Below are 13,221 nucleotides of genomic sequence, written 5' to 3' on the forward strand. Positions count from 1 at the left end.
CGTGAACATACCTTTATTTGAACGACTGCACAAAGAAGGCCTGATTTCAGACGCGTCGCTTGAACAAGTAAAGCAACGCGAAAATTCAAGCCTTTTTTCAGTGCATTGGGAACTAAAAACGATCTTATATCTCGGCATTCTTCTGCTTACCGGGGGATTGGGTATTTTGATCTATAAAAATATCGATACGATCGGCCACCAGGCCATACTCACCGCAATAGGACTTTTATGCGTAGGATGCTTTTATTATTGTGAACGTAAAAAGCTCCCCTTTGCCACCACCAGGGTACCGGCGCCTAATTCATTTTTTGATTATATTCTCCTGCTGGGCTGCCTTACCCTCATCACTTTTATAACCTACCTGCAGGTGCAGTACACCGCTTTCGGCAACGCGTATGGGCTGGCGACGTTCATCCCCATGGTCATTTTATTTTTCTGTGCCTATTATTTCGACCATCTGGGTGTTTTAAGCATGGCGATAACCAATTTGGCCGCCTGGATGGGTATAGCCATTACCCCCCTCAGCATATTGCAGGCAAACGATTTTGACAATTCGAAGATCATTTTTGCGGGGTTATTATTAGGTGTTGCGTTGAATGCGATAGCCTGGGCCAGCAAACAGCGGAATATAAAAGCGCATTTTGGCTTTACGTACATCAACTTTGGCATGAATATCCTGTTCATTGCCTGTTTGGCCGGCATGTTCCACTTTTCAGCATATTACGTGCTTTGGCTTTTACCCCTTGCTGGTATTGTATTCTATTTCTATAAGAGATCGCTCGCTACTGCTTCTTTTTATTTTCTGCTAATGTTAACGTTGTATGGATATATAGGCCTCAGTTATGTGATAATACGATTGATACTATCTACAGATCTGGATCTGGGAACAGTTTGCGTTGCTTTAATGTATCTCATTTTATCAGGTATAGGAGTGGTCGTATTTCTGATCAGGATGAACAAAAAACTGAAGCACAATGATAGCATATAACCATACATCTCTTGATAATTTACTAATTAATGAAAAAGCAGAAGCAGCTTTGCATCATACCCTTATTTCAAAAGAAGAGGCAGCAGCTATCAAACAAACATATCCTGTCAATTTATACTCGCCCAATATATTTATACGGATAGGATTATTTCTGCTTACAGTAGTAATCATTCTTTTGGGGTTTGGTTTATTTTGCCTGTTAATATTAAACGGCAGAGAGACGGCGTTTGGTGTACTTGCCCTTGTTACTTCTTTGGGCACGTATGGAGCGCTGGAATTTTTAATCAGCGAGAAAAAGCTTTACCGGTCGGGAATCGACGATGCCATGATATGGCTAAGCATCGCATTCATGGTAACGGCCGTCAACCTGCTATTTTCCTCCCCATCATTCCTTGCCCAATCGGTACTGGTTTTTATACTGGCCGCTTATTTCCTGCTGCGGTTTGGCAATATTCTTATGGGCGGTCTTGCTTTTATTGCGTTCCTTTCCATTGTATTTAATGGCGCCATTAAATTGGGCGATAGCGCAAAAACAGCCATGCCCTTTCTGCTCATGGCCATTTCCATTTCTGTTTACTGGCTTGTACGGAAATACAAAAATGACAACCGCTTACGCTATTATAAAGCCTGTTGCACGTTTGTAGAGATATTGGCCCTGCTTACCCTGTATATTGCCGGAAATTATTTTGCAGTAAGAGAAGTAAGCAACTTACTATTTGAGCTCAATTTAAAAGAAGGTGAATCTATACCTGCCGGATGGTTTTTCTGGATCTGGACAGCGCTTCTTCCTTTAGTATACATCTTCAGAGGCATACAAAAGAGGGATGGTATAATATTGAGAACTGGTTTAATTCTGGTGGCAGCCATTGTATTCACTGTACGATATTACCATCACATTGCGCCCATTGAAATAGCGATGAGTATCGGTGGCCTTATAATGATACTTGTGGCGTATGGCATTACCAAATACCTTACCCCGTCCAAACATGGATTTACGCATGCCGAACCGAATGATCCGCAGCTGGCGGGATTGCTTCAGGTAGAGTCATTAGTAGTTGCGCAAACTTTCCAAACAACACCGGCAGCGCCAGATAAGCATTTTGATTTTGGTGAAGGCAGCACGGGTGGCGGGGGCGCTACGGGGAGTTATTAACAATGTTTCATATATTATTCACCGTTGCCCCAATGATACAATCAATTACCTTCTCAGCATTGCAGCTGTTCAAACCCGCACCCCAACAGGCATTGAATTCAAGGACGAACCAACCCGTTTGTTCACTGAATGCAATATCTATAACCACTACGCGGGGCAGCTGCTCTTTATTATTGGTAATAAAGTCAGCCACAAATTTTTCTGCTTCCTGCAGATTGGCCGAGCCTTCGTAAAAAGCTATGTCGCGCACGGTGCCATCGTTACTATAACACCTTGCCTCTGCCTGTATAGTATCAATGATATTGGAAATTAAGATCTCCTCTGTTTCCGGAAGACCTTCCGTTGCCCTTTGAAAGTCGTGTAATGTTTGAAAAATACCTGCTAAAAATATTTTTGGAACAACGGGTTTAGCAAAAAGAGGGAAATGGCTATCGGTTAGTTGTCCGGCTTGTTTTAACTGAACTGTTCTCTTTGTCCATTTATGTTCAAGCCTTGCAATTAGTGTATCATCAGGCGAAACTAACTCCACATTATAGATCTGGGCCAGTACAAAAGCAAATGCCTGGTTTCCATATATGGCAATTTTTTGCATTGCCAGGTCTTCGTCTCTAACCCAGAACTTACCTAACCTTCTGACCCCGCCGCCATGTTTTACCCAAGCAGCGGCTACCTGATCTGATTCCGGGTCTGCTTTTTCCGGTATTAAAAGAGTGATGAAGTTATTCATAACATCTCATTACAAATGAAAAATACAAAAATATCTACTGATTAAAATGGTCGTTACAACAAAATAATATCTTTATATATTATCAATAGCCAATTATCCTTTGAAATAACTAAAAATCCATCTATGAAATACCGTCTACTGTTTATACCCCTACTCTCCCAATCGGGATTAAGTTCCTCAAAACCACCTGATCTCCGCTTTTTGTAATACATATGATCAATTTAGGTTAATGGGTACTGTTGCATTCAGTTACCCCTTAGGTATGGTTTTTGTTTAAGTCAAAGCCAGTGTGATTTGACTATGAAAACATAATCCTTTTATATAATACAAAATCACCTTAAAACAACCTTACTCTATGACGCGCAGACTGCTGCTGTCGCTTGCGACCTGCCTGCCTATCTTGCATGCTATGGCGCAAGACGGACTATGGACTCCTGTTACGAAAAGCTCCTTACAAACCTATCTGAATGGCCGCTCTGCAGCTTCACCAATGCCCACACATTATGAGCTGGTAAAGCTGAACTTCAACCTGCTGCAAACGTTGCAACAACAAGCGCCATTAATAAAGCCAGGTGAACGTTCATCCCTATCGCCTGTACGCATTTCCCTTCCCCTACCCGTTGCCGGTAAAACTTTATCGAGCGCTTTTACAGAATCGCCTGTACTTGTTGATGCGCTCACAAAACAATTAACCGGTTTAAAAACCTACGAATTAAAAGATCCGGTTACCCTTGGTTTGCAAGGACGGTTAACCATCACAGCACAAGGTGTTACCGGTTTGATCTTTACAACCAATGGCAGCGCATATATCAGTCCGTTGGGGGCCGATCAACCGGGCGTGCATATGGTATATTACGTAAAAGACATCCCTGTTACGGAACCTATCTTATGCGGGGCAAAAGAAGTAGTGGAAGGCGCAGCCAACCGTGTTGCGGCCGTACAGGCAAGTGATTGCAGACTGCGTAATTACAAACTGGCTGTTGCTGCTACCGGCGAATACACTTACTGGGCAGGCGGCACACAAAGCCAGGCGCTCACCTATATCGCCACGCTGGTGAACGATGTAACATCCATTTACCAACGCGATGCGGGAATCACATTTACGCTGGTAAGCAATAACAGCATTATTTTTACCGACTCACTTTCCGACCCATATCCTACTGTATCATTTCCTGATGGCACTACTTTAAGTAACAACCATAGTACACTTGTCACAAATTTGGGAAGCGGCAATTTTGATGAAGGTATTGTATTGAACTATGGTTGGAACGGCGGGCTGGCCTCTTTAGGCGCCGTTTGCAACGCTACCCGTAAAGGGCAGGCTGCCGCCGGCCTTAATTTCGGTTCAGGCAGCAACCCGACCGCAGGCCCGCAAGGTCCCGTTTTCGTAGGCACGGTGGCCCATGAAATGGGACACCAGTTCAATGCTACGCACACGATGGCTGCTACCAATGGCGCCTGCAGCGGTAATACTACTTCAGCTACGGCCTATGAACCGGGCGGCGGTTCCACCATTATGGCTTATGCCGGCTCCTGTACCGGCAACTCTTATCAAAATAATTCAGACCTGTATTTTCATGGCGGCAGCATTTTACAGATCGCCAGTTTTTCTGTAAACTCTGCCACCTGTGTTACGCCTATCACTACGAGCAATACAGCACCCACTATAACGGTGGCGGCTACGGCCTATACAATACCTGTATCAACGCCTTTTATGCTTTCAGCAACCGGTACAGATATGACCAATAGTACTTTGTACTATTGCTGGGAACAAATGGATGCAAACGCTACCACCACAGCACCGCCTGCGGCAACTGCTACCAGTGGACCGAACTTTCGCTCGTACCCGCCTACCACAAGCAATACCCGGGTGTTTCCCCGCCTGGCTGATCTTGTTAGCGGCGCCACCACCACTTACGAAGTGTTGCCCAGTGTAACCCGCGCCATGAACTTTCAGGTAATGGTACGTGATGCAGCAAGTGGCGGCGGTTGTACGGCGCAAACAACCGTAACAGTGAATACCAATACTGCTGCAGGGCCTTTTAGCGTTACTTCACAAAATACAGCCACCAGCTGGACGGCCAATGGCACCAATACAGCCACAATTACCTGGAACGTGGCAAGTACCAATGTGGCGCCCGTCAACTGTTCAAATGTTGACATTATTTTATCTACCGATGGTGGCCTCACGTTCACTGATACCCTGGCAGCCAATACCGGCAATGATGGAACAGAAAACATCACCATACCCAGCCTGCCAACATCGATCGGCCGCATAATGGTAAAAGCCCGCGGCAATATCTTTTTTAATATCAATGCCGCCAATATAACTATTACGAGCAGTTGTTCTGCCAATGGCACATCCTTTACACCAACCACTGATGTTACCGGTGCTGCCGGCAGTTCGGCCCTTGATCTGAGCTTATCGCCTGTTTATGGAACGGTTGTAAGCATCAGCGGTTCCCTGGCCACCACCGACCCGGCCAGTAACCTTACTTTATTAAACACCAATACCAATTCCTGCGCAGGTTTCAGCAACGTTTACCTGTACGATGCGTACCGGTTCACCCCCAGCGTAAGTGGTACCTATACCTTTACCCGTACCACCGGCAGTTCTTCCGATATTTTTAACCTGTATTCAGATGCATTTGTCCCCGGCAACGCCTGTAGTAATTTTATTACTTCGAGCGGCCGGTACAATGGTGCTTCTGCCTCTATTGTAAATAGCTATACGGCTACTTTAAATGCGGGCCAGTATTATACCATGACGGTTGGCTCTTTTAACAACAGTGGAAACAGCCCCATTTTCCCCGACAATTATACTATCACGGCCACCGGCCCAGGCACCCTGTATTCAAACACGCCCAATCCCGGTGCAGGATTCAGCTACACATACGTGATAGTTGACAATGCCACCGGCCTCATAAAAGCCATTGATGCGAGCGCCAACCTGAGCAATGCTGCCACTTACCCGGCTGGCAGCAATTATACGGTGTATGGCCTTTCCTATTCCAATGCTGTTTCTGCGGCAGCACTGAATTCATACGCGGGCACCTCCTTTACTTCATTCAAAAACGCCTTGCTGTATAATCCTGCCACACTTTGTGGAAGCGTTAGCCTGAACAATATAGATGTAGCTGTTACAGCCATATTGTTCGCACAAACAATACCGCTTAACGCCTATAAGAAAGGAAATACGGTCAATCTTAAATGGACGACCACCGCAGAACAGAACAGCAGCTATTTTGAGATCTGGCGTTCGGCAAACGGCAATGATTTTAATGAGCTTACCGGCAGGGTGACTGCAAAAGGAAATAATAGCTCAACTGTTGACTATGAGTTGAATGATTATTCTCCACTGGCTACCTGGAATTATTACCGGGTAAAACAAGTTGATGCAAACGGCAATTCAACATGGGGAAGTGTTGCGCGCATCAATATGCAGCAGGAGCAAACAACGCTGTCGGTATATCCCAACCCGGTAAAAACATCCCTTACGCTTGAATACCTTTCTGCCAGCGTAGAAACAATAGGTGTTCGGGTGCTCAATAGCGAAGGTAACCTGGTTTATCAATCACGCTTTACCGCGCAAAATGGCACCAACCTGTATAAGGTACCGGTTGGCGCATTACCCCAGGGTATATATGTAGTGCAGTTGGTTAGCACTTCAGGAAGTGTTACCGCACGGTTTGTGAAAGAATAAGAACAGGCAACAACATAAAGAAAAGGGCATTTAACCAGCTAAGGGTTAGATGCCTTTTTCTTTTCAGGCCCTACATGGCAAGATCGTTGAATATTTGGCTAATCCTTTATTGCATAGCCAGTACATTTATTCTTTAGTTGCATGCCTGTTATGCATCTAAATTTTGCCGTATGAAGAAATTTTCCCGGTTTTTCTTACTAAGCAGTTTTCTTCTTTGTACAGTAACTATATACGCCCAAAATGTTGACAAAGACGCCAGGGCGGAACACTCCATGATCAATGTAAAAGAAGAAAAGACTGCCACGCATACCACGCATACCGGTGCGCAATGGTTTCCCGAAGCCGGGCTTGGCCTGTTCATTCATTGGGGGTTATCTTCTGTAAAAAACATGGACATCAGCTGGCCAATGATCCCGGGCCGGGCGCTCAGTGAGAAGAAACTGGATTCGGCAGAACTACAGCGGGTGGTTCGCGAAAAAGATTATAACCTGAATGGAAAGCCGCCCGTTATTACGCCCACTGAATATTGGGCGATGGCCAGGGATTTTAATCCACAGCATTATAATCCTGATAAATGGATAAAAGCAGCAAAGGATGCCGGCTTTCAGTATGTAGTGCTTACAACCCGTCATCACGAGGGCTTTGCACTATGGCCAAGCGCTTATGGAGATTTCAGTACCAAAAATTATATTGGTGGAACAGATCTGCTGAAGCCTTATGTGGATGCAGTTCGAAAATATGGATTGAAATTGGGTTTTTATTATTCTCCCCCCAATTGGTATTTCGACCGGGATTATATGAGTTTCATTTACGGCCGGGCTTATACCCTGAACCCCTCTTTACCAAAAGTTGATGCAGACCTGAATCCCAGAACAGCCAAAAGATCAGAAGAGGAGATCAAACAACACCAGGCAGCATATGCAGCCATGGTGAAAGGCCAGGTTGAAGAATTGCTTACCCGCTATGGTAAAATTGATCTGATCTGGTTCGATGGAAAACCACCTGTTCCCAATGCCACTGAAATAATTACCCAGGAGGAGATGCGAAAATTACAACCAGGCATTGTTATCAATCCGCGCCTGCATGGAAAAGGCGATTATATCACTTTTGAACGAAATCCACCCAAACAGGACCCCGGAGATACCTGGGCTGAGTTTTGCAATACCTGGACGAATAGTTGGGCCAATAGTAATACGCAACCCTTCCGGTCGAATGCATTTGTATTGGGAGAATTCGTTTCTGCACGAGCCTGGGGTGTGAACTACCTGTTAGGTGTAGGCCCTACAGCTGATGGTGTTTTTCCACAGTCAGTGTACGACAACATGAAAGTTGTTGCCGGCTGGATGAAAAAGAACAGCCGTTCGGTTCAGCAGGTACAGCAATTACCTGCCGGCGAAACGGCTTCGGTTCCTGCTACAGCCAACAAAAATTACCGGTACCTGTTCGCCATTCCTGCATTTAAAGAAGGTGGCAAATATGACGCAGACCGCTTACCGGCAAAGGATACTACGATCAGCCTGCAAACAACCTTGCAGCCAACAGCAGTTTCCCTGTTGGGTTCCAAACAAAAAATAAATTATAAATATACCAACGGCCAGCTGATCATTGATTTACCGGCCGGCATTCGTACCGATCTGGTCGATGTGATTGAGGTTAAATTAAACTGAGGCCGCTGTTTGTTCATCGGCGAACAGCCCGGGTTCAGCATTTTGTTGGAATATCAAAACAGCATTGGTCATTGCTGCATGATAACCCAGAAAATAAACAGCGATCAGCGGTAAGGCCAGAACGCTTTCTACAAAAAATTGCGATTCTTCAGGAACCGGTATCAGGAGTAGTTGAAAAACATGCCCCCTAATGAAAAGGGTAAATTCAAATGCCAGTTCATTTATTAACCAGAAGGAAATAATTTCCTTTTTCCTGCCATGGTGATGCCAATTACGCAATGTATCTGCGCAGCCATCTCCCCAGCCCCACTACATTAAAAGAATCTCCCAATTAAAAAGCTGAAAACCAGGAACCTTAAAATATTTTCAGAAAAATATTTTACTACGCAGGTCGGCTGCGTAGCAGCATATGCATATTTGCTATGTCAATACGATAAAACAAATTTTATGAGATTCAATTTCAGTACTAAAGACAAAACAGCAGCAGTAAACCACGCGGGTGCTAAAGCTTATACTTTAACTCCTGAAATGGAATTATATACTGCCATTGCTACCACAATGCTTAATGATTCCTTTTATGAGAAAGCAGATGCCCGGTTAGCAAGGATAAAAAATTTGATGACGAAGGTAAAAGCTCCTTTCATTGCCAAACTCGCAGTATATGCACGGCAGGAAATGAATTTGCGTACCGCACCAGTTGTGCTGGCCACTGAACTGGCTAAAATTCATAAAGGAGATGACCTGGTAGCAAAAATGGTTGAAAAAGTAGTAAAAAGACCCGATGAGATAACCGAAATGCTGGCCTATTATCAAATAGCCAATGAAAGAACAGGAAATAAAAAATTGAATAAATTTTCTAAACAGCTGCAAAAGGGGTTAGCTGCCTCATTCAACAACTTTGATGAATACCAATTTGCAAAATATAACCGGGCCACGGAAGTAAAATTGCGTGATGCATTATTTCTTGTTCACCCAAAAGCCAGGGATGAAGCGCAGCAATTGCTTTTCAATAAGATCGTGAACAATGAACTGGCTGTTCCCTATACATGGGAAACCGAGCTTTCTGCACTGGGACAACAAACGTTTACCTCAGCATATGCGAAGAAAAATGCGATCAAAGCAAAATGGGAAGAACTGATAAGCAGCAGGAAATTAGGGTATATGGCCCTGCTTAGAAATTTGAGAAATATCCTGGAAAGTGAAGTAAGTAAAGATCATATAAAAATAGTGTATGAATACCTTACCAACAAAACCGCGGTTGGTAATTCAAAACAACTGCCATTCAGGTTTCTGGCGGCCTATAAAGAGTTGAAAGCTGTTGACTCAGGGTATACTTCCTATATAATGAAAGCTTTGGAAAATGCATTGGTATTAAGTGTGCAAAACATGAAAGGCTTTGACCTGGAAACAAAAGTGGTTATTGCCTGTGACGTATCCGGATCTATGCAGCAGCCGGTTTCTGCGAAAAGCAAAGTGTTGATGTATGATATTGGTTTGTTGCTTGGAATGCTGTTGCAATCGAGATGTGAAAATGTACTGACTGGTATGTTTGGTGACACCTGGAAAACAGTGCCTTTGCCTTCTACCGGAGTATTGGCTAATGTGGATGCATTCTATAAAAGGGAAGGTGAAGTTGGTTATTCAACCAATGGATATCTCGTTCTGAAAGACCTGATAGCTAAAAAATATGTGGCAGATAAGATCATGTTGTTTACCGATACCCAATTGTGGGACAGCAACACCAATAACCAGGGTGCAGAGAATACTATTAGTTATCAATGGAATGCCTATAAAAAAATAGCACCAAACGCAAAATTGTATGTCTTTGATCTGGCAGGGCATAAACATGTGCCATTAAAAGTTGAGCAAAATGGGGTTCATTTGATTGCAGGCTGGAGCGATAAAGTGTTTGAAGTGATGGATGCAATTGAAGATGGCGCCAATGCACTTGATGCAGTTAAAAAGATAGAATTATAATAAGCTATTTGCAGATAAAAACTGTAAGTGTCGTAGAGTAGAGTTACTTCGATTATGGATCGGGATGTTGCGGGTTCGAATCCCGCTTCCGCAGCCATTCATTCACTCAATGCGGAATAGTTCAATGGAAGAACACCTAACGTACTTTATTCGCCTTTTACCTTACAATTTTTTACCGATGTTAAACACAGGCAGGTGCCGTAGAAAAAAGATACTTCGACTATTAATCGGGCGGTCGCGGGTTCGAGTCCCGCTCCTATTACAACAGTAATATGATAGCTCAGTTGGTAGAGCACCACATGCTTTTTTCGCCTTTTGCCCTGCTTGTGTTTAAATCGCTTTCACATTCTTTAAGATAATAAACAAGTGCCGTAGAGAAGAGCTACTTCGATTAGGGATATGGGGGTGCAGGTTCAAGCCCTGCTCACGGGTACAATCCGTGATAGCGCAACCGGTAGCGCACCATACAAGAATACTCTTTTCGGGTTGTTGCCTTGTTTGTTTTCATTAACCGGAAGATGCGTATATTTAGATCTTCCTTATGGATATCCATGACCACATCTTAAAAAACGTTGCTAAACACATTTCCCTTTCCCGGGAAGAGGCTGCCCATTTTACTTCGTTGCTGATCTATAAAGAAGTACCCAAAAAGACAACGCTGCTGGCAGAAGGCCATGCATGTAACCAGTTAAGCTATGTTCATTCCGGTGCATTGCGATCATACTGCCTCGATAAAGAAGGAAAAGAATCAACCATTATGTTTGCTGTAGCCGACTGGTGGTTAACGGATATGTATTGTTTCCTGAATGATAAACCGGCCATGATGTATATAGAGGCCATTGAAGACAGTTGTATCCTGAACCTGAGCAGGGAAAACTTTAACAACCTGTTCAACGCGGTCCCAAAGTTTGAACGCTTTTTCAGGATACTGCTACAGAATGCCTACACAAGAGAACAACTGCGCACCATAGAAAACCTTACCCTTACAGCAGAAGAACGATACTTCCGGTTTATAAATAAATATCCGCAAATTGCAAGTCAGGTAACACAAAAACAAATTGCATCCTACCTTGGCATTACACCTGAATTTTTAAGCGCCATCCGGAAAAAGAATGTACCACGCAGGGCGCGATAGAAAAAAATCTTAATATACCTTAAGACAGAATTGCCTGTTTCTTTATTGCTTTGTAAAAAAAACGCATGTTAATTCTAATTGCCGGCCCTTACCGAAGTGGCACCAATGATGATCCGCAATTGATGAAACAAAACCTCGAAAAGCTTGAATCGGTTGCATTGCCTTTATTTCAAAAAGGGCATATTCCCTTTATTGGCGAGTGGATTGCACTGCCTCTTATTCGTTTGGCCGGCTCGCAAAAACCCGGTGACGAGGCCTGGGAGAAAATACAATATCCCGTGGCGCATCGAATGTTGGAAAAATGCGATGGGGTGCTTCGGTTGGCGGGTGCATCGAAGGGAGCCGATGAAGATGTTAGAAAGGCGAAAGAAAGAGGGTTAAAAGTTTATTACAGCCTCGAAGAAGTGCCTGATGCCAATGAAGAAAATGGGGGTTCCTGAAGCTGTTACCCTTAAACTTTTCCATATGTAGTAGTATTGATGGGGCAGGTTTTTCCAAAATCAGGGCGATGTAGTGTTTTTGATGTACCTCTTATTTTGGCAAAAGTTGATTTTAGTGGCAATTTCAGCGCACACACTAAAATCAACTAATTAAAACTTGTCATCATGAGAAAAAGGTCTTTGCGCATCCTTGCATGCGCCATCGTATTTATTACATTAGCTCTTTCCGTCAATTCCTGCAAAAAGGATATTCATACCAGTGACTCCACTGCCCCTGCCAAGGCTATTACGCCCCGGGCAGTAACCTATCAGCTCATCTGGTCCGACGAATTCAATGGTTCCAGCGTGAATGCCGGCAACTGGAACATCGACAATGGAAATCCCAATGTGAACAACGAGCTGGAATATTACCAGGCGGCCAATGCTACCGTAACCGGTGGCAACCTGGTGATCACAGCCCGGCAACAAAGCATGGGCGGACAACCCTACACTTCTGCCAAGCTGAACTCATATGGAAAATTTTCCACCACCTATGGGCGTATTGAAGCACGCATGAAACTGCCCATGGTGCAGGGAACCTGGCCCGCTTTCTGGATGCTGGGCAACAATATCAACACCGGCGCAGGATGGCCACAATGCGGTGAAATTGATATCATGGAGCACGTAAACACTTCCAACAGCATACTCGGAACCATGCACTGGAACAGCGGCGGACATGTTCAATACGGAAGCAGCACTACTACAACACCCGGCGACTTTCACGTATATGCAGTGGAGTGGGATAATTCCAGTATCAGGTGGTATGTTGACAATGTGCTATATGTGACCGGTAATATTGCCAACAATATCAACAACACCGGCGCTTTTCACCTGCCTTTCTATATCATCCTTAACCTGGCTGTAGGCGGCGATCTTCCCGGTTCTACCGTTAACAATGGGGCCCTGCCTACGTCGATGTATGTTGACTACGTGCGGGTATATAGCATGAATTCATCTTCTACCCCACCTATTGGACAAACCATTACCCTCAAAGGCTCCAACAATCTTTATGTGAGCAGTGAGAACGGCACGCAGGCTATGACCTGCAACCGCACTGCCGCACAAGGCTGGGAGCAGTTTCTGGTAGTGGATGCCGGCGGTGGCAAAGTGGCGTTGCAAAGCCAGGGCAAATATGTTTCCAGTGAGAACGGTCTTAATCCCATTACCTGCAACAGAACCTCCATTGGCGGTTGGGAGCAATTTAACTGGATCTCCAATTCAGATGGAACAATTTCCCTTCAGGGCAGTAACGGACTTTTTGTGAGCAGTGAAAATGGCACCCAGGCGATGACGTGCAACCGCACAGCCATCGATGCATGGGAAAAATTCCGCGTAAACCAGTAATATTTACAGCCCTGTTCCAAAAACTATTGGGACGGGGCTTCTTATTCC

At 44.4% G+C, this 13,221-nt stretch carries 9 protein-coding genes and 1 tRNA gene; 9 read left to right on the forward strand and 1 reads right to left on the reverse strand.

Annotation, left to right across the window (positions count from 1 at the left end; all coding sequences use genetic code 11):
• The first annotated feature begins 1 nt into the window (after position 1).
• Together A3860_RS18480 and A3860_RS18485 are read left to right on the forward strand one after the other, a co-directional pair.
• Positions 2 to 988 carry a DUF2157 domain-containing protein gene (locus A3860_RS18480; protein ID WP_081148280.1) on the forward strand — a complete coding sequence of 329 codons (987 nt, stop codon included), beginning with the start codon at positions 2 to 4 and terminating at the stop codon, positions 986 to 988.
• Positions 975 to 2,141, forward strand: coding sequence for a hypothetical protein (locus tag A3860_RS18485; RefSeq protein ID WP_081148282.1), 1,167 nt, complete (start codon positions 975 to 977; stop codon positions 2,139 to 2,141). Before A3860_RS18480 ends, A3860_RS18485 begins: the two co-directional genes overlap by 14 nt.
• Before the next feature lie 7 nt (positions 2,142 to 2,148).
• Here the strand turns inward: A3860_RS18485 and A3860_RS18490 are convergent, their stop codons facing one another.
• Positions 2,149 to 2,868, reverse strand: coding sequence for an ATP-grasp domain-containing protein (locus A3860_RS18490; RefSeq protein ID WP_143774169.1), 720 nt, complete (start codon positions 2,866 to 2,868; stop codon positions 2,149 to 2,151).
• 355 nt (positions 2,869 to 3,223) lie between these two features.
• Between A3860_RS18490 and A3860_RS18495 the strand changes: the two genes are divergently transcribed.
• From A3860_RS18495 to A3860_RS18525, 7 genes are all read left to right on the forward strand, one after another.
• Entirely contained in the window at positions 3,224 to 6,571 is a 3,348-nt protein-coding gene (locus A3860_RS18495; RefSeq protein WP_081148284.1) for a zinc-dependent metalloprotease, read from the forward strand.
• Positions 6,572 to 6,741: 170 nt separating this feature from the next.
• Positions 6,742 to 8,238 (forward strand): alpha-L-fucosidase, encoded by a 1,497-nt coding sequence (locus tag A3860_RS18500; protein WP_081148286.1) that lies wholly within the window; start codon positions 6,742 to 6,744, stop codon positions 8,236 to 8,238.
• Between the two features lie 447 nt (positions 8,239 to 8,685).
• Entirely contained in the window at positions 8,686 to 10,215 is a 1,530-nt protein-coding gene (locus tag A3860_RS18510) for a TROVE domain-containing protein (RefSeq protein WP_081148289.1), read from the forward strand.
• A 31-nt stretch (positions 10,216 to 10,246) separates the two neighbouring features.
• Positions 10,247 to 10,312: transfer RNA gene (locus A3860_RS41150), tRNA-Ser, on the forward strand.
• Between the two features lie 444 nt (positions 10,313 to 10,756).
• A complete protein-coding gene (locus tag A3860_RS18515; protein ID WP_081148290.1) occupies positions 10,757 to 11,350 on the forward strand; it encodes a Crp/Fnr family transcriptional regulator in 594 nt (197 codons plus the stop codon).
• A gap of 65 nt (positions 11,351 to 11,415) precedes the next feature.
• Positions 11,416 to 11,790 carry a DUF4406 domain-containing protein gene (locus A3860_RS18520; protein ID WP_081148292.1) on the forward strand — a complete coding sequence of 125 codons (375 nt, stop codon included), beginning with the start codon at positions 11,416 to 11,418 and terminating at the stop codon, positions 11,788 to 11,790.
• 165 nt (positions 11,791 to 11,955) lie between these two features.
• Positions 11,956 to 13,173, forward strand: a complete 1,218-nt coding sequence (locus A3860_RS18525; protein WP_081148293.1) for a family 16 glycosylhydrolase — start codon at positions 11,956 to 11,958, stop codon at positions 13,171 to 13,173.
• Positions 13,174 to 13,221 lie beyond the last annotated feature (48 nt).

Source organism: Niastella vici, assembly GCF_002077945.1.
GTDB classification, from domain to species: domain Bacteria; phylum Bacteroidota; class Bacteroidia; order Chitinophagales; family Chitinophagaceae; genus Niastella; species Niastella vici.